General features: G+C 56.3%; 18 protein-coding genes and 1 pseudogene. 15 read left to right on the top strand and 4 right to left on the bottom strand.

The window, feature by feature from the left end; translation table 11 throughout:
* Positions 1-19: 19 nt before the first annotated feature.
* The 7 genes from CGLUCO_RS07695 to CGLUCO_RS07665 all read left to right on the top strand — a co-directional run bounded on the left by CGLUCO_RS07695 (position 20) and on the right by CGLUCO_RS07665 (position 7150).
* Positions 20-1003: a DHH family phosphoesterase gene (locus CGLUCO_RS07695; protein ID WP_070739197.1), complete on the top strand. Its 984-nt coding sequence runs from the start codon at positions 20-22 to the stop codon at positions 1001-1003.
* Between the two features lie 321 nt (positions 1004-1324).
* Positions 1325-2206, top strand: a complete 882-nt coding sequence (locus tag CGLUCO_RS07690) for an LGFP repeat-containing protein (protein ID WP_260322482.1) — start codon at positions 1325-1327, stop codon at positions 2204-2206.
* A gap of 107 nt (positions 2207-2313) precedes the next feature.
* A complete protein-coding gene (locus tag CGLUCO_RS07685; protein ID WP_232622044.1) occupies positions 2314-3138 on the top strand; it encodes a hypothetical protein in 825 nt (274 codons plus the stop codon).
* A 24-nt stretch (positions 3139-3162) separates the two neighbouring features.
* Positions 3163-3828 (top strand): hypothetical protein, encoded by a 666-nt coding sequence (locus tag CGLUCO_RS07680; RefSeq protein ID WP_084037025.1) that lies wholly within the window; start codon positions 3163-3165, stop codon positions 3826-3828.
* Positions 3829-4295: 467 nt separating this feature from the next.
* A complete protein-coding gene (locus CGLUCO_RS07675) occupies positions 4296-5621 on the top strand; it encodes an MATE family efflux transporter (RefSeq protein WP_070739202.1) in 1326 nt (441 codons plus the stop codon).
* 52 nt (positions 5622-5673) lie between these two features.
* Positions 5674-6504 carry a metallophosphoesterase family protein gene (locus CGLUCO_RS07670; RefSeq protein WP_005395697.1) on the top strand — a complete coding sequence of 277 codons (831 nt, stop codon included), beginning with the start codon at positions 5674-5676 and terminating at the stop codon, positions 6502-6504.
* On the top strand, positions 6497-7150 hold the full coding sequence (locus tag CGLUCO_RS07665) for a 4'-phosphopantetheinyl transferase family protein (RefSeq protein ID WP_005389665.1): 654 nt from the start codon (positions 6497-6499) through the stop codon (positions 7148-7150). Before CGLUCO_RS07670 ends, CGLUCO_RS07665 begins: the two co-directional genes overlap by 8 nt.
* A gap of 18 nt (positions 7151-7168) precedes the next feature.
* Here CGLUCO_RS07665 and truB read toward each other — a convergent pair whose 3' ends face one another.
* Positions 7169-8056 carry a tRNA pseudouridine(55) synthase TruB gene (gene truB, locus CGLUCO_RS07660; protein ID WP_005389666.1) on the bottom strand — a complete coding sequence of 296 codons (888 nt, stop codon included), beginning with the start codon at positions 8054-8056 and terminating at the stop codon, positions 7169-7171.
* Positions 8057-8101: 45 nt separating this feature from the next.
* On the opposite strand from truB, the gene CGLUCO_RS07655 reads away from it, so the two are divergent.
* The 3 genes from CGLUCO_RS07655 to rpsO all read left to right on the top strand — a co-directional run bounded on the left by CGLUCO_RS07655 (position 8102) and on the right by rpsO (position 10461).
* Positions 8102-9112, top strand: coding sequence for a bifunctional riboflavin kinase/FAD synthetase (locus tag CGLUCO_RS07655; RefSeq protein ID WP_005389669.1), 1011 nt, complete (start codon positions 8102-8104; stop codon positions 9110-9112).
* Positions 9112-10050, top strand: a complete 939-nt coding sequence (locus CGLUCO_RS07650; RefSeq protein ID WP_005389674.1) for a nucleoside hydrolase — start codon at positions 9112-9114, stop codon at positions 10048-10050. Before CGLUCO_RS07655 ends, CGLUCO_RS07650 begins: the two co-directional genes overlap by 1 nt.
* Before the next feature lie 141 nt (positions 10051-10191).
* On the top strand, positions 10192-10461 hold the full coding sequence (gene rpsO / locus CGLUCO_RS07645) for a 30S ribosomal protein S15 (protein WP_005389675.1): 270 nt from the start codon (positions 10192-10194) through the stop codon (positions 10459-10461).
* Positions 10462-10559: 98 nt separating this feature from the next.
* On the opposite strand, the gene CGLUCO_RS13055 is transcribed toward rpsO, so the two are convergent.
* Both CGLUCO_RS13055 and CGLUCO_RS07640 read right to left on the bottom strand, forming a co-directional pair.
* Entirely contained in the window at positions 10560-10904 is a 345-nt protein-coding gene (locus CGLUCO_RS13055) for an IS3 family transposase (protein WP_084037027.1), read from the bottom strand.
* A gap of 135 nt (positions 10905-11039) precedes the next feature.
* Positions 11040-11399, bottom strand: a complete 360-nt coding sequence (locus CGLUCO_RS07640; RefSeq protein WP_198481402.1) for a transposase — start codon at positions 11397-11399, stop codon at positions 11040-11042.
* Positions 11400-11411: 12 nt separating this feature from the next.
* Here CGLUCO_RS07640 and CGLUCO_RS07635 point away from each other — a divergent pair.
* The 5 genes and pseudogenes from CGLUCO_RS07635 to CGLUCO_RS07615 form a co-directional block, all read left to right on the top strand.
* Positions 11412-11600, top strand: a pseudogene (locus CGLUCO_RS07635) (transposase); the annotation flags it as partial.
* Positions 11601-11659: 59 nt separating this feature from the next.
* Positions 11660-11842, top strand: a complete 183-nt coding sequence (locus CGLUCO_RS07630; RefSeq protein ID WP_084036249.1) for a hypothetical protein — start codon at positions 11660-11662, stop codon at positions 11840-11842.
* 195 nt (positions 11843-12037) lie between these two features.
* Entirely contained in the window at positions 12038-13216 is a 1179-nt protein-coding gene (locus tag CGLUCO_RS07625; protein WP_084036248.1) for a radical SAM/SPASM domain-containing protein, read from the top strand.
* A 330-nt stretch (positions 13217-13546) separates the two neighbouring features.
* Entirely contained in the window at positions 13547-15397 is a 1851-nt protein-coding gene (locus CGLUCO_RS07620; protein WP_084036247.1) for an ATP-binding cassette domain-containing protein, read from the top strand.
* Between the two features lie 52 nt (positions 15398-15449).
* Positions 15450-17561, top strand: coding sequence for an ATP-binding cassette domain-containing protein (locus CGLUCO_RS07615; RefSeq protein WP_084036246.1), 2112 nt, complete (start codon positions 15450-15452; stop codon positions 17559-17561).
* A 399-nt stretch (positions 17562-17960) separates the two neighbouring features.
* On the opposite strand, the gene CGLUCO_RS07610 is transcribed toward CGLUCO_RS07615, so the two are convergent.
* Entirely contained in the window at positions 17961-19400 is a 1440-nt protein-coding gene (locus CGLUCO_RS07610) for a GuaB1 family IMP dehydrogenase-related protein (RefSeq protein ID WP_084036245.1), read from the bottom strand.
* Between the last annotated feature and the right edge of the window lie 179 nt (positions 19401-19579).

Raw genomic sequence — 19579 nt, 5'->3', positions numbered from 1 at the left:
TTGTGGTAAGGAGAAAATTATGTACACCGCTTTTGCCGAGCAGTTCGCTCAGGAACTCGATAGGCTTGTCGACGCTTCTTCGGTCGCCGTTGTCGGTCACGTGCGCCCCGATGGCGATGCCATCGGTTCCGTCACCGCTCTTGTCGCAATGCTCCGGCAAAAGGGTGTCAATGCTCACGGCTTCATCGGCCAGGAGGAGCGCTTCTCCGAGGACTTGTACACCATCCCCGGTGCCGAGGACGTGCGCACCGTGACGAGCTTCCCACAGGACGTCGCCGCGTGCATCACCGTGGATTGCTCCTCCCTCGACCGCACGGGTGCGCTGCAGGAAGAGATCGCGGCACTGGATAAGACCGTGGTGATCGATCACCACGCCTCTAACACCGAGTTTGGGTACAAGAACTTCGTCATCCCGGAGGCCGAGGCCACCGCGGTCATGTTGTACTACTTCATCGCCCCCCTTGGAGTGGAACTCACCAAGGACATCGCCCATAGCCTGTACGCCGGCGTGCTTACGGATACCGGCAGCTTCCGGTGGGGCGGCCCGCAGATGCACGCCGTGGCTGCTGAACTTGTGAAGACGGGGATCGATCAGCAGGCCATTGCCTACGAGCTTGTCGACCGCATCACCACCCAGGACCTCCGCTTTAACGGGGAGATCCTGTCCAAGCTGCAGGTGTTCGATGCCGGTGGGATTAGGATCGCGTCGCTTACGGCTACCCACGAGATGATCGAGGGCCGACCGAAGTCCACCATTGAGTCTCTCATCAATTTCGTCCGCGCCACCGACGATACGGATATGGGTTGCGTGTTCAAGGAGCAGCACCCGGGGGAGTGGACGGTGAGCCTGCGCTCGCGCACCCTCGACGTGGCCGAGTACGCCCAGGCTCTTGGCGGTGGTGGCCACAAGCCCGCCGCCGGCTACTCCGATACCGGCACCGCCGACGATCTCGCCCGCCACCTTGTTCAGGTGGTCGAGGAAATTGGCAAGAACGTGCAGTAGCTCACGGACAGAAGGCTAGTGATACCTAAGGCTAACCATTAAACAGGTCTGAATACGGCATGATGAGGTCCATGGCAGAGCTCATATTCTCGTATTTGCTTCTATCAAGCTCCGGACTTCCCAGCCCTACAGATTATTAACCCATGTCCAGCACACGAGGGTCCCCGACCGAAGTGTTATAAATTAATGTGCTATATTTTACATGCAGTTAGCGTATTTCTGACAGCTTTATCGACAGGGTAACTATGCCTAAAACAGTAATCTGGCTGGCTGCAACGATCTCGAGTATAGTTCTCGTCGCCTCTTTGGGATTGCCAGCTTATGCTCAATTTCTCGCATTTAGGAAGTTCATCTTTGAATAGCGGTGCCACGGAGCACAGAATCTCAGTCGATGAACTATCGGTCCACGAAAGTGATATTAGTAATCCGGCCGCAGGCATCAGTGGTGGTCCCTTTGCAGAGTGGGGCTTTCCCACACCGCCCGGTGCCGAATCCTACCAGGTTAATCAGGTATCTGAGGGTAATCTCGCCCCACAAGGCCTGGAGGAGTGGCATCCCACGGACGATCCGAAAGAGACGATAGCTGAAGGGCAGATGCGCTTAGACCACGAGACGGTTCCGGAGGATTTCACCAAGGCCGACGCCGACAAGGCAGAAACGACTGAGGCCTATCTTCAATCGGACGCTGTTTCTAGCCTGCGAACTGCGACAGGCTGCAGTGTTTATTGGCCATCCTGGTTTGAGGTCTGTGGGGCTATAAAGACCAAGTACGACCAGATCGGAGGGCCGACAAGTTTCCTTAACTTGCCTAAGTCTAACGAGCTGACCAACCCGAATGGCGTAGGAAAGCGTTCGGAATTTGTTAACGGATTCATCTACTGGCACCCCGACACCGGGGCGCAAAGTGTCAGCATTCCCGTCTCTAAAGTATGGCAGCGCCATGGTTGGGAACACGGCTTCCTTGGCTACCCTATCACTAGCGACATGACTCTAGGGGACCAGTGGTTTAAACAGGACTTCCAGGGCGGACACGTCTATACCCACAATGCGGTGTCTGTATCGCAGGCTAGCATCCAGGGTGCGATCTACGATAAGTGGCAATCCATGGGAGCTCAAAAAAGCGAACTTGGGTATCCAATCAGTGATGAATTGACTACTCCTGATGGAGTTGGGCGCTATAACGTCTTTCAGGGGGGGGAATGATCTACTGGACACCTACGGCGGGAGCGCATGCCGTTAGAGGTGGGATACTGGCTTCTTGGTCCGCCCAAGGCTACGAAGCTAGTGGTTATGGGTACCCCGTCGGTGATATGTTCATCAACGATCAGGGAGCTCAGCAGCAACAATTCGAGGGCGGGGTGCTCTATGCGGACCCCAATGTCTTCTGGCAACCGTTCTCATGCTTCCATGCTGTTACTCGAATTGCAGCACAATACGGAATTCTGGATGGAGTGCAGTACATGTGCTCAAATCGTGGGATTTCATTTAGCGTTAATGGCACCGACTATTGTGGAATGCCGACAGTTGAAGACGTAGCTAAGAGCTTGTCGGCCGCTAATTCGCGAGCTGCACGAGGGGCGGCGGGGCCCGTCGGAGTCGAATGTGATGTGTATGATTCTGGTCTGATTGGTGGGCCATATCGCTACTCAGATTATAGAGTTAGTAAAACGATCGAGTTTTGTATTGGGGAAACCAAACCAGTATCACTGGTTTCTCCTGTAGAACCGAAATGGTCGCGAGAATTCGCGTGGAAGGTTACCGATAAGTTGACTCAACGAAGGCATGGAGAAGTGTCAACGAATGTCATTACCTTGGCTTTACCAAGCTTCGTATTCCATGTTGATACCCGACTTAGGCAAGATCGTCGTGCTCGCGCAGACTCGACAAATGCCAAGACAACCAGTACGGTTACCCAGCCTGGTCCAAATAATGCAAGCCATAGTCCTTACGACATTCCCGAAGAACCTGGTACGTATTTTACGGAGGTAGATGGCATTAGCCTTGAAGTCCCCGAATGGGGTTACGAAGCTAGTTTTGGCGGGTATAGGTTTGCGATAGGTCGATTCGAATGCCCCCAGTACACTTTCTATGGAAACCTCTGTGTTTTTACCAATCCTGTTGACGATCACACCTAGGCTTAGTTAGAAAAGAGACCGAAAATGGATAGTCCTTTGTGGAATGACTTCTGTGAAAATCAGGAGCTCACTCAGTTTGAAGAGGTAACAGACCTGTGCTCCTCTGGAGTGCTGAACAGCCTCATGACGCACAACACGTCGACGGAGATCATTTTCGATTGCATGAAATATCCTGACGGCACTACGGACGAACAAGGACCGTTCACTAACTACACGACCTACCGTGTACATTCCTATCCCGCCCAATCCGAGCACATCTACTTCCGCGACGGCGAAGAGATCGACCACATCGGACCGGAGGTTCGCAACAATCATCTTATTCACCGTGCCCAACTCACGTCCGGCTGCGGGTGGCCAACTGTGTTATTGTACTTCCAAGGATACCCAGAGTTCTGGGGTGAGCGCCATCAGGTCCCACCATACGCACACTACCCACGCTCGTTTACGCGTGCAGGAAAACCGCTAGAGCGAGGCCGTTACATCAGAGTTGTAAGTTATTCTGAAGAGGAGATGCTTAAATATTGCATGTGGAAAGAAGCTGTTATTGACACGGAATTTTCGATGGCGGTGCTCCTCGCCCGCCACTACGGTTCTGACATCGATGGCGTGTGGACCATGCTTCACATCGACGAGCGACATGACCTCCGAAAGCCAGAACATAAAATAGCAAACTACCGCTGGTCCTTCTAACATTGAGGAATGTGACGGAGTCCCGGGAAAGGTCGACTCATTCTCGTCGTTGTTTGGTAGTTTTGGTTTTAGAGTCTGCCACAGTAGTAATTGGTCGTCACCTATGTCGACGAGAGCACGTACAACCATGTACTGCTCGGTAGCCAGGTATGGGGTTGCCCGCAAATGGTGGGCACGTAGTGGAGCTACCTTATAGTTAGGCAGCTGTTTCTTCATAGTTGGTGGTCTGGGTGATGCGGTGCTCGAAGTCGACGGGGCTGAGCATCCCGAGTGCGCAATGCCGCCGGCGACGGTTGTAGACCACTTCAATCCAGCGCGCGACACCCGCGCGTGCGGCATCACGGGTCTACCAGCTAGCCATTTTCATGTGAACAGAACTAAACGGTAGAGGTCTGTCAGCCCGCTGTGGTTTTTCGCGTCGTGACATCGATTACGTACACTGCAATAGTTGATATTTTCCCGTTGTGATGGAGCGTTTTTCTGTGGCGAATGCGAAGCAGGTAGAGGGAGACCTTTCCAAGGTGACCTTTGGCACGATCCTCAAGCTGGCATTGCCGGCGCTGGGGGTGTTGGCGGCGTCGCCACTGTATTTGTTGTTGGATACTGCGGTGGTGGGCAGGCTCGGTGCCGTTGACTTGGCAGCGCTCGGCGCGGCGACGACGATCCAATCGCAGCTGACCACCAACCTCACCTTCTTGAGCTACGGCACGACGGCGCGAGCATCCCGCAAGTTTGGTGCCGGGGATGAAAAGGGCGCAATAGCTGAGGGGGTGCAGGCCACGTGGGTGGCGCTTTTCGTGGGAATCGCCATCTGTTTGTTCGTGTGGATCACTGCGCCATGGCTTGCTCTGTGGCTTTCCAATGACCCTGGTGTTGCGAGCGAGGCAACTATCTGGCTTAGGGTAGCAAGTCTCGGCATCCCCATGATTCTCATGACCATGGCTGGAAATGGCTGGCTTAGAGGCATCCAGAACACTCGCACCCCGTTCTACTTCACGCTCATGGGAGTTATCCCATCGGCGATATCCGTGCCGTTCTTAGTAGACCGGATGGGCATTGTCGGTTCCGCATGGTCGAACCTCGCCGGGCAGACGATCACCAGCGTCTTTTTCGTTGGCTATCTCCTCTATAGCCACAAGGGGTCGTGGAAGCCACAACCCAGCGTGATGAAGGAGCAGCTGGTGCTCGGCCGCGACCTTATCGCCAGGTCGCTGGCATTCCAGATTGCTTTTATTTCGGCGGCGGCGGTGGCCGCCCGTTTTGGGACGGCGTCGCTCGCCGCGCACCAGGTGCTCATCCAGCTGTGGAACTTCCTTGGTCTGGTTTTGGATTCGCTTGCCATTGCTGCTCAGACTCTTGTGGGAGCAGCGCTTGGAACCAAAAACATCAGCTACGCACGATCGGTGGGAGAAAAGGTGGCCCGGTACTCCGGGCTCTTCGGCGTGGGGCTTGCAGCGATTATTGCTTCGGGGTACTCCCTCATCCCGCGCATCTTTACGCCTGCCACGGAGGTTCACCATGAAATGCATGCGGTGTGGCTGATCTTCGTGGTGATGATACTGTGCGCAGGACTGGTTTTCGGTCTTGATGGGGTGCTTCTCGGTGCTGCCGACGCCGGGTATCTGCGAAACCTCAATATCGCCGGGGTGGCGGTGGGATTTCTCCCCGGGTTGGTTCTGGCCTATTACCTCAACGGTGGACTACCCGCTGTATGGCTTGGCCTGGGAATGTTCATCCTCATTAGGATGGTTGGCGTCATCTGGCGGTTCCGGTCCATGAGGTGGGCCAAATAAAGACGTACGATAGGGTAAATAACTTTCAATGTAGTTAGAGAGGTCGGCCTTCATGACGTCGTCGCGGAGAGTTAAAAAGACACTGTGGGCAGTGTCCGACCTTCACGCTGCGGTGAAGGCGAACCGCGACCCCATCGAGATGATCAGCGCGGACAATCCCGCCGATTGGCTCATCGTTGCAGGTGATGTTGCGGAGCGTACGGGGCTCATTATTGATGTATTACGCACACTGCGTGCCAAGTTTGAGACCGTTATCTGGGTGCCAGGAAATCACGAGTTGTACTGCCGCAGCAAGGACCCCTTCACCGGCCGTCAAAAGTACGAGGAATTGGTTCAAGGATGCCGGGATATCGATGTCCTCACCCCGGAAGACCCGTACCCGGTTTTCGGCGGGCACACAATTGTGCCGCTATTTACCCTTTATGATTACACTTTCCGGTTTCCCGGGATGACTGTGGAACAGGCTATTCAGTCAGCACACGATAGGGAACTGGTGATGACCGACGAGTTTGCCATCGCCCCGTTTGTGGATATTCGAGGATGGTGCTGGGATCGGTTGGCGTATTCGATCAAACGGTTGTCCAAGGTGGAGGGCAAGACGATCCTTATCAATCACTGGCCCCTCACTATTGAACCGTGCGAGCGATTGAAGTATAGAGAACTGCAGTTGTGGTGTGGGACGCGCCATACCCGGACGTGGCCCGCCCGGTACCAAGCCTCCGCGTGCATCTACGGACACTTGCATATTCCGAGTACGACCGTGGTGGACGGCATTCCGCACATTGAGGTGTCCCTCGGCTACCCTCGTGAATGGTCACAACAAAAAGACCGAGGAATTCGCCCCTGGCCATACCCGGTGCTGGAGGTGGACGGAGATGCTTGATCCGCTGTTGTTCCCGCCGTCGGCCCATTACGCCTACATGTTCACGGATCCTCAGGAGCAGGATCTCACCAACTACAACCGCCTTCACCCGCTTGAGCGAGCGCTCGTATCACACGCGGTGAATTCCAGGAAGGCCGAATTCGGTGATGCGCGGTGGTGCGCGCACAGGGCGTTGAAAGAGATGAATCGCGATACGGGCCAGCCTATTCTCCGCGGAGACAGGGGAATGCCACTGTGGGCGTCCTCGGTGTCGGGTTCGCTCACGCACACCGTGGGACTGCGGGCGGCGGTGGTTGCTCCCCGCCTCCTCGTTCGCTCGATGGGGCTTGATGCGGAGCCCGCCGAGCCACTGCCTCCCAAAATAGTGGAATCCATTGCGTTTGGACCTGAGCTGAAATGCATAGAGGAGCTCAAAAGCACGGTTCCGTTTGCGGATCGGCTCATGTTCTGCGCCAAAGAAGCCACGTACAAGGCGTGGTTTCCGCTCACCCATCGCTGGTTGGGTTTTGATGAGGCGAGCGTGCTCCTCCGCGCCGATGGGACGTTTACCTCGGTTCTTTTGGCACGCCCCACCCCCTTACCCGCAATCGAGGGCCGGTGGGTGTGTCGTCACGGATACATCATCGCCTCCACTGCGGTGGAATAGCTGCAGCTGAGGTTACAGCTACAGTCCGAGCGTCGACGGGCGTGCCACAAAGACAGTGGAAAGGCGCTTGCCCTGCTCCTTGATAAGCGCGATGGAGCGGCCATCGGGCGCGACCGCTGAGTGGACGCCTTGTAAACCTCGGGGCGAAAGCCATTTTCCCTCGCTGAGCGCCTGCGCCTCGTCGTCGGTTACGTGGAGAGTGGGGTAGCAGGCCTGGAGGGCCTCGTCGAGGGTCAGGCTTAGCTCCGGATGATCCTCAAAGTGGGCGAGGGGGTGGGACCGGGAGATGTCGAAGGGGCCGACGTTTAAACGTCGTAAAGCAATTAGGTGCGCTCCCACCCCGAGACCGTGACCCAGATCGCGGGCTAGTGCGCGGATGTACGTACCGGAAGAACAGTGGACGCGCACCCGCAGATCGGTGCCCTCGCGGCCAGTCACCTCAAACGAGTGAATCGTCACCGGGCGGGGCGGGATCTCCACCTTCTCGCCCTCGCGCACGAGCTGGTGGGCACGCTTGCCGTTAATTTTGATGGCGCTGACCGAACTGGGGCGCTGCATGATGTCGCCTGTGAGCTTTTCCACCTCGCGAGCGATATCGGCATCGGTGACGTGAGAAGCATCCACCTCGCGGGTGATCTCACCGTCGGCATCCTCTGTGGTAGTCTCCTGACCCAGTCGAATCGTCGCCTCGTACGTCTTGGTCTCCGCCACCAGGTGCGCGAGGAACTTCGTGCCGCGCTCCACACCGACTACAAGCAGGCCAGTGGCCATCGGGTCGAGCGTGCCTGCGTGTCCCACCTTTTTCGTGCCAAAGTATCGGCGAATCGCCCCAACCACGCTGTGTGAGGTCATCCCCCTGGGCTTATCCACCAACACAAGCCCGCCTAATCTCTTCTCATCGGTCATACCCCCAAAATATACGGAACAAGATAACGCAGTACTGTCTAAGGGGTGAATATCTGGCCAGGATTAGACGAGTTCCCCCACGACATCGGGAAAACAGTAGTCACCATCGGAGTGTTCGACGGCGTCCACAGGGGGCACCAAAAGCTCATCTGTCGTGCCGTGGAGAAAGCACACGAACTTGGGCTGCCGTGCGTCATGATCACCTTTGATCCGCACCCGCTCGCCGTCATCCGCCCCCAGGCCATGCCGCCGATCCTCGGCACCGTGGAGCAGCGGGCGCGCCGGGCAGACGAACTGGGCGTGGACCACATCGTCGCCCTGCAGTTCGACCGGGCGCTGTCCAGCCTCGAGCCGGAGGACTTTTTCGAACACGTGCTGCAGGACAAGATTCATGCCGCCGCTGTTCTCGTGGGAGAGAACTTCACCTTCGGCCATAAGGCTGCTGGCACTACGGAGACCCTGCAAAAACTGGGGGAGAAGTACGGCGTGGAAGTGGACGTGGTGGAGCTCCTCAAAGACCACGGGGAACGGATTTGCTCCACGATGATCCGCAAGGCACTGCTTTTGGGTGACATCAGAAAGGTAAACTGGGCGCTTGGCCGTCCGTTCACCGTCCGCTCGCTTGTTGTCCGTGGCGCCGGCCGCGGCGGGGCGGAACTCGGCTACCCCACGGCAAACATGTACTTCGGCCCCGACGTAGCCATCCCCGCCGACGGCGTATACGCAGGCTTCTTCACCGTGCTCGACGAGGCCCCTTCCACAGCTCCCATCGAGGGCACGATGAAGCCGGGGGTGCGGTACATGACGGCCGTGTCCGTGGGCAGCAACCCTACCTTCGGCGACGAGAGGCGCTCCGTGGAATCCTTCGTGTTGGACGAGCACGCCGACCTCTACGGCCGGTACTGTCGCGTGGAGTTCATCGACTTCATCCGCGGGATGGAGAAATTCTCCAGCGTAGACGAGCTGCTCACGCACATGGACCGCGACGTGGCCAAGGCACGCGAGATTCTCGCGGACGCGGACACACCGGTGGAGCACCTGAAAGAGATCAACTAGTGAAACTCATCTGCGACCTCGACACCGGCATCGACGATGCCCTCGCCATCGCGTACGCGCTCGGCTCGCCCGACGCCGAGCTCATCGGCGTCACAGGCACGTACGGCAACGTGACGGTGGAGCAGGGCGTGGCCAATTCCCGCCGGCTGCTGGGGATCCTCGGCGCGCCGGGAATCCCGGTGTTCCCGGGTATTGGTCATCCGTGGGGTAAGCGAGAGTTTGTACGCACGGATGCCTCCAGGTTCATCCACGGCGACAACGGAGTGGGCGGGGTGGATATTGGTGCAGCAGTGCCGGAGGAACCCGCGGACGGGGAGAAGGCGATCGCGTTCATCGCGGACCAGGTGCGTCGGTGCGGGCAGGAGCTCACCATCGTCCCCACCGGTGCTCTCACCACCATCGCGGAGGCGATGAAACGCCACCCACAGGTCGCCCGCGCCCGCATCGTGCTCATGGGCGGGGCGCTTACCGTCCCCGGCAATGTGAGCGCGGTGGCTGAGGCGAACATTTCCCAGGATCCGGATGCCGCCGATTACGTTTTCCGCCACGGAGAGAACGTGACGATGGTGGGGCTCGATGTCACGTTGCAGACTCTCCTTACCGGCGCGCAAACGCGCCGGTGGCGCGACCTCGGTATGGTTGCGGCAGCAACGTACGCGGACATGGTGGACTACTACATCGGCGCCTACGCCACCACGTCCCCGGGCCTGGGCGGCTGCGGGCTGCACGACCCGCTGGCCGTGGCCGTGGCGCTCGACCCCACGCTGGTGACATCACTTAATACCAACCTCAAGGTGGATCTCGGCGGGCGTACCATCGGTGACGAGGCGCGGCTACTCGATCCGGTGAAGAACACCCACGTCGCGGTGAGTGTGGACGCGGACCGCTTCGTGGGGGAGCTCATGGCGCGCACGCTGCGCCTGTTCGGCGAAAAATAACCGAAGAACAGAGCTGATTTGCCTTGCGCGTTGCTTAACGACTACCATGTCGAAGGTTCGTGTTTGTCTGCGGTCCGCAGCAGATGAGCACACGGAAACGTGAACTATCATGCGGAACTGAAATATTAGGGAGTTTAACCCATGGCACTGTCTTCAGAAGAGAAGAAGGAAATCCTCAAGGAATTCGGCCTGCACGAGACCGACACCGGTTCGCCCGAGGCTCAGGTTGCGCTGCTGACGCGTCGCATCACCCAGCTGACCGAGCACCTGCGCACCCACCGTCACGATCACCACTCGCGTCGTGGCCTCATGCTCCTCGTTGGTCGCCGCAAGGGCCTGCTCAAGTACCTGGCTTCCCGCGACATCGACCGTTACCGTGACCTCATCGCACGTCTCGGCCTCCGCCGCTAAGAGCTTCAAAGAACAATGCGCTAGGTTTTCCTAGCGCATTTTTTTGTGTGAGTAAGCAACATAGATTGCGGACGCAACCGTGGCGAGTACTGTCTGACTTACCCAGCAACATGTCGATCTGCGCCGTTGCTAGTATCTTCCGATCCCTCTGCTCGTGCACTTTGGTGTCCGTGGGCATAAAGTTTGTTGATTCCATCGGCGTAAAACCTGCGGCGTACAAGGTCAGCAAACACGTTTCGGCCTTTGGCTCGCACGGTGGTTTTTACTCTTCGTCGCCTGGTATACCCGCAAAGGCCTAAATCCTTCATGATCCTGGCCACACGCTTGTGGTTTAGAGGAGTAGAACCTGGATCATCATTGAGTTTAAGCCGTAATACGCTTGGCACCGTAGCAACCGTTTTCTTGCCGGAAGACCTCCGTGATGCGCACCCCAAGAAGCGCATCTGACAAAGCCTTGTGATCCCGCCTTTCGCGTCTAAAACGCCAGGTGTTGTAGCTACTGCGGTGGATTGTCAAAACAGCACACATCCGCTTGACCGAGTACACGGTGCGGTGGTCATCAACAAACCGGAAGCGGATCACCAGTTTGTCTCTCCCGCGAAATATTTCGCGGCCTTGACCAAAATATCCCGCTCCTCACGAAGCCTGGTGTTTTCCTTTTTCAGACGGCGGTTTTCATCTTCTAGATTGCGGTCATCAGAAGGCTTTTCCACAGCTACAGGTGCTGTTTTCTTACCAGTTCCAAATTGGTCGATCCAATAACGCAGTGTGGCTCGATTGATCCCCAAATCCTTGGAGACCTGGTTCATCGACACATCGGGGTCGTTCTCATACATCGCAACCGCATCGCGCTTGAATTCCTTAAGAAAAATTTCTACGCGGCATGACAGTAGACTACCTTTCCCCCGACCCAACAAGCCGGGAATCAGGGTGTCCACACAAACGGGGTCAGCTCCGTCGTCGGTATTTTCCCCAACCGCGACGCTGTTACCCGGCTAGTCGGCGCCGTACTGTCGGAGCAACACGACGAGTGGATCCAACAAAAACGGTACATGTCACTAGCTGCTCTAGCAGAAACACGAAGAACAATAAACCAAACTTCTATCGATGCCGAGCCGGAAAAGAAAGAAATAGCCTAACCATTGACCCCCACACGCAACCACAACCCATCGAGGACACACTTGACCGCATCGCCTCCATGCTGAACGCCCTGCCGATGATCATCGACCAAATCGCCCTGCAACCCAACGATACCCACCCAATCCTCGCCCTAAACAACGCGCTGCAACCAATCATGCCCGAAATCGAAGACCCCCTCGGTCACCTGATGAACATCAGCGCACAATGCTACCAGGAGGTCATAACCTACCTCCACGACTAGCAAAAACCAGTATCAACTACCCCCACACCCCCAAACAGTTAATACACCACACAAATCGACTTGACCCTTGGGAAATCTAGAGGAGAACTGGTTTACGATTATTTGTGTGATTTTTATCTCTCTTGCAAGATTTTTGAGTTCAGTGGAGCTCTTTGTCGTATCTTCTTTTATAAGCAATCGCGAAAGGAGTGTCTCGTGCCACGGTTTTTCTCGCCGGAAAGCGAACCCCTTTTTAATGCGGTTAGATCCCACGCCACTTCTGTAGCATGCGGTAAGGCTGCGAACGCGTTCGAGTTGACTATTAATCTCGTACAGACCTGTAACTTAGCTTGTAGCTGCTGTTTTGCTGGTGGGGGTTCATATTCGTCATTCCGTAGAGCAATCTCCAAAGAAATGCTGCGTGAAACTATGGGGTGGGGAGCATCCTGTTTCCCCCAAACTACTAGTATCAAACTTTTTGGTGGTGAACCGCTGCTTCGTCCCGACTTAGTGATCTATGCAATCCAGCTTGCCGAAGAATCATTTTCGAAAGTGCCTTCGATTGGAGCTGTTACAAACCTCACAGTACTGAGTGATAAGTTAATACCGTATTTAAAAAAGAGGCAACTAAGGTTGACCGTCTCCGTGGATGGCTCAGAGTCAATCCACGATGCGCAGCGGTTCGACAAAACAGGGAAGGGTTCCTTTTCCCGAGTAAGTTCAAACTTAAGATCATTGCAATTTGAAGGAATTGATTTTTCGACTGAGTGTACTTACACACCAGAGCACCTTCGTAGGGGGTTAACCCCTTTTGAAGTGTTTAGATACATCGATGCGGAATTTAGCCCTTATTCGATAATGATGATCCCGATGACAGGTGCACGAGATTGGCCACTGTCTCCGAATGAGTTTCAGGAATTAGCGTTTCATTTTGTAGTTTCGCTTATAGAAAATTGTGACACTCGTGCTGCTAAACGCCTTATTCTAGACCACCTTCATATCATATTTCAACGGGAAAATCGGCTTACCCATTGCGAACTTATGCGGAGCACGATTTCCGTGTCGGCAGATGGGCAGATCTGGCCGTGCTATCGCGCAATTGGAAGCCATGAGTTTCATTTAGGAAGCGTGTTGGACGGGGAGCCATTTCAAACGGCTACGGCACAGGCTCAACATAGTGTTGAGAGCGTTATTCGAAATGATAGACCTGAATGCCTCGCATGTCCGGTTCGGAGCATTTGTCGTAGTTGCGTCGGGGAGCTCCTTGAAGGTGAGGAGAGTATGAACCCATATATGTGTGCCTGGAGAGTCGGGGTGATTGAGGGGATCTTAAGTGGGGTTGTAGGAAAAAGAGGATCTATTTATTTTCGGTCAGTGGGGCTAGCCCCCAAATGACTGGTGGCGTTATCGGATTAAATCTTGAGGAGGGAGGCGAAAATGGAAGAGCTTCAGTTGTCTGAATGGATTGATGAAATTGATGAGGTGCTAGCTGCTGATTTGTATCGTGACATCGAACATTGCGGCGGTGGAGGCACTCTCTGTGGTGGCTTCTAGCTCCCAATCAGCTATTACTTTCCCTCTGGCTATACCGTAGCCAGAGGGAAAGGGGAATTTAACTTACCTTCTAGGGAGAATTATTCCTTCTTACGAACGAGGCTTGTCAGCATTAGAGGTGAGCTTGTTACAGGGCACCTATGAGAAACTAATACTAGAAATACAAAATCCATGAAAAAACTTTATTCCTATACCTCTTATATCGGATCGATTTTTAAGGGTGCAAAGCCCGCAGTTTCAGTAGCATTTTTGGCAGCAATTACGTCGGCAGTGGCAAATATTGCAATTCTTTTTGCCACAAAGGCGCTAATTGATGCTGTTGTTGGCTCAGGAAAGGATGCAGGCCACGTAGCTTTGATACTGGCGGTGCTGGCTCTGGCTATGTTTGCGGCGAAGACGATGCCAAGAATTCAAAACGTTGCAGTGGAAAGAGCAAATACTGGGTTCCTAAAACACCAGTTTGATGATCTTCACGTGGCGCTTTACGGCTCTCCTACACTTGAGGTAGTAGAAGATCCACAAATGCGTTCGACCTTAGAGACAGTGTCGAACCAGCTTGTGAAGATGAGCGGAAGTGTCGGCGTCGGGCCCTTGTTCCAGATTTTCAATGCTCGGTTAAGCGCACTGTGCGTGACAGGTGTCGTTCTTGCATGGAATCCGCTTATTGCGCTGGCTCTCATCGGGTTGATGTGGTGGGCAGCCGCAACGTGGGAAAGCTATGGAGAGAAAGCTTTTGCTTCGTTGTACGACTCTGGTTCGCAAGCCCTCTCTCACGCTACCTGGTACAACAGCTTGCTTACTGACTGGCGAAATGCGGGAGAAGCACGTGTATGGGGAATACGATCCCTAGCACTGTCACGGTTTTCCCAACTGTGGCATGAGGCAGTGCGGCCGATGTGGGCAGAGCAGGACAAACAGCTTCGTGCGGTGTATCTATCCAGCGGTGTCGCCTCCACTTTCGTTGTGGGGTGCTGGCTGTGGAGTATCCACGGTGCGCTCACCGGGGCGCTGACAGTGGGGTCTTGCATCATGATTATCCAAGCGGTGGATCAAATGGGACTTTGGGGTCCGGTCGGAGGCGATGCTGAAATACGCGTTGCCCAGCATAAGAAACAGTGGGAAGAACTACGGCGTATGAGGCACCAGGCGGAAGCTGGAGCTGACGGGAAGGGAAGCGATCGCTGGAGGAAAAAGAGCCTGAATGGGGATGGCGGGGACGCAGAGGTGCGATCGCACCAGGTGGCCCCCGAGGCAACGGTGGGGGAGGCAGGTGCCATACACGTGCGGGAGCTGACGTTCGGTTACCCGGGAGGTACTGACGTACTCAAAAACGTGAGCTTTGATGTCCAGCCGGGAGAAGTCGTCGGGGTCGTCGGCAAGAATGGCTGCGGGAAATCGACACTGGTGAAACTTCTTTGTGGTCTTTACAAACCGGAGGCCGGCACGATTGAAGTTGGAGGAAACTCGCCAGGGGAATGTGTGGCGGAAAGAAAACTCGCGGTCGTTCACCAGCAAGGCGCGCGTCTCCCATTAACTGTGGTGGAAAATGCCACTATTGGTGCAGGTGTACACGGCTCTGCCGCGGATGCTGCTCGTGACGCATTGGAGCTGGCTGGATCTCCGGAACTGATGCACCGTACCGGCGTTTTAGATATCAGCCAAAGCGAAGGTTCGTCGCTATCTGGAGGACAGTGGCAGCGCATCGGGCTTGCGCGCGCTTTTGTTCGAACCGCGAGCCAAGCTGAGGTCCTCATTCTTGATGAGCCTACGGCAAAACTTGACATCAAGACGGAGGCCGATATGTATGCCTCAGTGATGGGAAACCGTGGCAAAATCACCACGATTCTAGTGACACACAGGCTTGCGACAGTCCGGGGTTGCGATCGAATCATTGTCCTCGACGGGGGAGGAATAGCCGAGGTAGGCACGCATGATCAGCTCATGCACGATGGTGGACTATATGCCGAGGCATTTAAAACGCAAGCAACTTTGCTGGGACTAGGGGAGAGCCGTCATGAGTAAACCACGATCCGGTAAGAACCGAAAAACAGCACATTCCAGTGACAGACCTCAAGTGGAAAACGCCACAGTGTACGCCGAAGACGACGACGTAAAGGAAAACGTGGTGGAGGACTCTACGGTTGGCAACGAAGATAAAACGCGCACCGGAATATGGGGGCAAATAGCCGGCACGGCCGGCTGCTTGCGCTACCTCGTCGCCTCTGGGTGGAGCGTTGCCCGGCGGGAAATGGTTTTGTCCGTGTCTGGCCTCATCTCCGCGCTAATCACCACGCTGTATCCGTTTGCCATAGCTGGTCTCGTGGGAGGTCTTGCACGCCACGATGAAACCCTCATCATTTTTTCTCTAGCAGGACTTGCCGTCTATTCAATCCTGCCGTCCTTTTTATCCGCGATGGGCGTTCATTATCGGCTCCGCGTCGCAGACAAGATCGGGCATCACTTTGATCGCGAGATAGCGGACTATCTCTCCCGGCCCCGGACGCTTTCGGTTTTTTACGATAGTAAAGTCGCGGATGCGCTCGGGCTCCTGATCGCGAGGAAAGGCACACTTGGACAGTCCTTCAACATCCTTGGAAACGTCGCCCCACTTTTTATCTCCCAGGTTGTTCTGCTCGTCCTTGCAGTGCTGACAGACTGGCGCCTCATTTTCGTCGCTATTGCCGGGCTTGGTGAGACACTCTTCCAAACAAAGGTGATGGCTTGGCAGGCAGAAGCAGACGACGCATCGGCGCCGTATGTCCGCCAGATTCAACAACTCGTGAGTGCGGGGCTCGACCCGCAGATGAGCGCAGACCTTCGAACCCTCAATTCGCAATCTGATCTGCATGAAATTCTACGTAAGCGAGTTCATAACTGGCGGGCTCCGATCCACGTGCGCGACAATAAACAGGCGGCGGTATCCATCGGGTCGAGCGTGGTTTATTACGCAGTGGCTGCTGCTGTCCTCATTAGTATGGGAGTGGACACCGTCCACGGCCACGTGTCAATCGAGCAGCTTACAGCCGCGTGCGCACTCGTACCCAAGCTCACAAATTCTCTCGCGATGGTATTGGCTTCCGTGACCGCTCTTGGGAGCAGCGTGCACGCCGTTGACCGTTATTTGTGGTTGGCTTCGCACATCGAGACAATGCAGGCAAACGAGGCAAATAACAACGATGAGTCAGCGAATAACAACGATGAGTCTGCGAATAACAACGATGAGTCTGCGAATAAGAACGAAGAGCCTGTGACGCTCCCTGACGGCGTTGCCAGCCAGCAAGACACAGTAGTGGACGGCTACAGTGCGGGTGATGGAGCGCCGATTGCGGTTTGCCCGCACCAGTCGCTTTTCAAGGAACTTCGCTATGGCATCGATGTTGACCACCTCACCATCACATATCCGGGGCATGATTCACCTGCTGTGTCAGACCTCAGTTTTCGCATCCCCGCCGGTCATGTGTTGGCTGTCGTAGGGGAAAACGGTGCAGGTAAATCGACATTGTCGCTGTGCCTTCTCGGTCTTCTCGATTACGACGGCCATATTGTTGTGGACGGTAAAGAACTGTCGGGCATCGGCAATTGGCATTCTCGCGTCTCGGCCGTTTTCCAGGATTTCCTTCGGCCTCGGATGATTGCGGCTGAGGCACTCACTCTTGGCGGCGTGGACGGGCACGATGGTGTATTCGGTTCTGCAGAGGTCGCTGCACAAGCCCTCTCCCGCGCAGGCGTGGAGGATGTTCTGGAGGCGTTACCTGACGGTCTATCCACGCCACTTGGTTTGGAAGACGGCGGCAAACAGCTTTCTGGTGGACAGTGGCAAAAAATTGCTTTGGCTCGAGGATGCACGCGGCCGCATCCTCTCTTGCTGGTTCTGGATGAACCCACCTCGGCGCTTGACCCGGAATCAGAGAAGAGGTTGTTCTCCGCTTACGAACGCATCGCTAAGGACAACGCACGTTACGGCGGGATTACCGTCATCGTCAGTCACCGTTTGCCCAGTACCCTGCTGGCGGATGAAGTGCTCGTACTCGACCATGGGAAGCTCGTGGAATTCGGCTCGCCGGAAGCCCTGTTACGTGCTGATGGATACTACGCGGAGCTAAGAAGGCTCCAAGCAGCCGGATATCGTGATGGTGATGGGGAAGCAGAATCAGCTGGAGAACCTGAGAAAATCGGTGACCAATAGCTAGGCCGGGTGGCCGGAAACCGGCTGCGTGACCAGTGACCCCTAGACCGGTGGTCAGCCCGCACGTTCCACACCAGCGCGCTTGTGTGGTTGCTAAACCTGCGACTGGAGAACGTGCGTCTGGTGAGACCTGGGGGAATGAGCGCCGTAGCTTGGACCCAACCCCATGGAAGTGGACACCTGGGGTTGGGTCCGAGCCTTCTCTGTCGGCCTTGGCACCTTTGTGCATTGCCACCCAGGCAGCGCAGGATGCCGTGGGCGAAAATGGAGGGTCGAGGTGGGTGACACAAACCCCGCAAAACGTGACCGGTTCTCTGAGGGGGTAGGCCGAGTTGCTTCTAACCGAGACACCTCCCCTGTGGTGGGGAACCGAGAAATAGTACAGCGAGCAATAAGTGGTTAGCGCCCGTTGGCCCGGGGCATCCCCTCAAGGAAGCCGGAGGCGGACTGCACGCCGACGACGGCACGCTCATGGAAGGACGCGAGGGAATCGGCGCCCGCGTACGTCATAGCGGAACGGAGGCCGGAAACCATGTTGTCAATGAGGTCCTCCACGCCGCCCTTCTTCTTATCCACAGTGATCTTCGCCGTGGAGATGCCTTCCTCAAACATGGCGCGCCGGGCGCGGTCGAAGGCCGCGGCAGCGGAGTTTCGATTCTCCACCGCGCGGCGGGAAGCCATACCGAAACTTTCCTTGTACCAGTTCCCATCGCCGTCGACAAGCAAATCCCCAGGGGACTCAAACGTTCCAGCAAACAGTGACCCAATCATGACGTTTGAGGCGCCGGCGGCAAGTGCGAGCGCAACGTCGCGGGGGTTGCGGATCCCGCCGTCTGCCCACACGTGGCCGCCGAGCTCCCGGGCCTGGGCAGCACAGTCGAGGACGGCGGAGAATTGCGGCCTACCCACGCCGGTCTGCATGCGGGTGGTACACATCGCGCCGGGACCGACACCGACTTTCACGATGTTCGCACCGGCAGAGATGAGGTCGGCGACACCCTCCGGTGTCACCACGTTGCCGGCTACGAGCGGAATATCAGGAAGTGCTGCGCGGACCTTTTCTACCGCGCTGATGGCGGAATCCTGGTGGCCGTGGGCCGTGTCCACGACGACGAGGTTCGCGCCGTGCCCCACAAGTGCGGTGGCGCGACCGGCGGGATCGCCGTTGATCCCCACGGCGACACCGACGCGGAAAGTGCCTTCCTCGTCCAAGGCAGGGGAGTAGAGCGTCGCGCGAAGGGCTGACTTCCGGGTGAGCACACCGACGAGCGCGCCCTCACCGTCGATGACGGGCGCGACTTTGCGGGAAGCCTCGGCGAGGAGCGTGAATGCCTCCTTCGGCTCAACCGAGTCGGGGATCGTCATGAGCTCCGTTGACATGATGGCCTGCACCTGGGTGAAGTTGTCCCGGTTGGCAAGATCCTTATCCGTCACCAGGCCAATCGGTCGCCCCTCTTCATCGACGACGATTGCGGCACCGTGGGCGCGCTTGTGGATGAGATTCTTGGTGTAGCCAACCGTGTGGTGTGGCTTGACGGTGATCGGAGTATCGAAAACCGGGTGTGATGCCTTTACTATGCGGATCGTCTCTGCGGCGATGTCCGTTGGCACGTCCTGAGGAAGGATTGCGATGCCGCCACGCCGGGCGACGGTTTCTGCCATGCGACGACCAGAAACCGCCGTCATGTTGGACACCACGAGCGGGATGGTCGTGCCGGAGCCGTCAGTTGTCGTGATGTCGACGTTGCCACGCGAGCCGACGCTCGAGCGCGAGGGCACCATGAAAACATCGTGGTAGGTCAGTTCGTAGGGCGGGGTGGAATCGTTGAGGAACCTCATGCCTGCCACACTAGTTGGTTGCGAACATGGCGTTCGGTTCGGTTCCCGTAGGTGGGACGTTGGATGCCTGTGGCCTGCGGGGTCTCGCCGGACAGGAGACTCTGGTGCGGGAAAATGCGGGTGGTTGCGTCTGTGAACGCGATAACGGTTTCGTAGGGGTAGAGGAGGGCTGTGCGGGC

Origin of the sequence: Corynebacterium glucuronolyticum DSM 44120 (genome assembly GCF_030440595.1) — a bacterium.
Taxonomy (GTDB): domain Bacteria; phylum Actinomycetota; class Actinomycetes; order Mycobacteriales; family Mycobacteriaceae; genus Corynebacterium; species Corynebacterium glucuronolyticum.
This window is presented reverse-complemented; position numbering and strand designations above follow the sequence as displayed.

What these genes read in the sequence shown, in the direction of transcription:
- CGLUCO_RS07690 (WP_260322482.1), top strand. Translation starts at nt 1,325, where the DNA reads ATGCTCAATTTCTCGCATTTAGGAAGTTCATCTTTGAATAGCGGTGCC.
- CGLUCO_RS07670 (WP_005395697.1), top strand. Translation starts at nt 5,674, where the DNA reads ATGACGTCGTCGCGGAGAGTTAAAAAGACACTGTGGGCAGTGTCCGAC.
- CGLUCO_RS07620 (WP_084036247.1), top strand. Translation starts at nt 13,547, where the DNA reads ATGAAAAAACTTTATTCCTATACCTCTTATATCGGATCGATTTTTAAG.
- CGLUCO_RS07675 (WP_070739202.1), top strand. Translation starts at nt 4,296, where the DNA reads ATGGAGCGTTTTTCTGTGGCGAATGCGAAGCAGGTAGAGGGAGACCTT.
- rpsO (WP_005389675.1), top strand. Translation starts at nt 10,192, where the DNA reads ATGGCACTGTCTTCAGAAGAGAAGAAGGAAATCCTCAAGGAATTCGGC.
- CGLUCO_RS07695 (WP_070739197.1), top strand. Translation starts at nt 20, where the DNA reads ATGTACACCGCTTTTGCCGAGCAGTTCGCTCAGGAACTCGATAGGCTT.
- CGLUCO_RS13055 (WP_084037027.1), bottom strand. Translation starts at nt 10,904, where the DNA reads ATGCGCTTCTTGGGGTGCGCATCACGGAGGTCTTCCGGCAAGAAAACG.
- truB (WP_005389666.1), bottom strand. Translation starts at nt 8,056, where the DNA reads ATGACCGATGAGAAGAGATTAGGCGGGCTTGTGTTGGTGGATAAGCCC.
- CGLUCO_RS07610 (WP_084036245.1), bottom strand. Translation starts at nt 19,400, where the DNA reads ATGAGGTTCCTCAACGATTCCACCCCGCCCTACGAACTGACCTACCAC.
- CGLUCO_RS07665 (WP_005389665.1), top strand. Translation starts at nt 6,497, where the DNA reads ATGCTTGATCCGCTGTTGTTCCCGCCGTCGGCCCATTACGCCTACATG.
- CGLUCO_RS07630 (WP_084036249.1), top strand. Translation starts at nt 11,660, where the DNA reads ATGCTGAACGCCCTGCCGATGATCATCGACCAAATCGCCCTGCAACCC.
- CGLUCO_RS07685 (WP_232622044.1), top strand. Translation starts at nt 2,314, where the DNA reads ATGTTCATCAACGATCAGGGAGCTCAGCAGCAACAATTCGAGGGCGGG.
- CGLUCO_RS07680 (WP_084037025.1), top strand. Translation starts at nt 3,163, where the DNA reads ATGGATAGTCCTTTGTGGAATGACTTCTGTGAAAATCAGGAGCTCACT.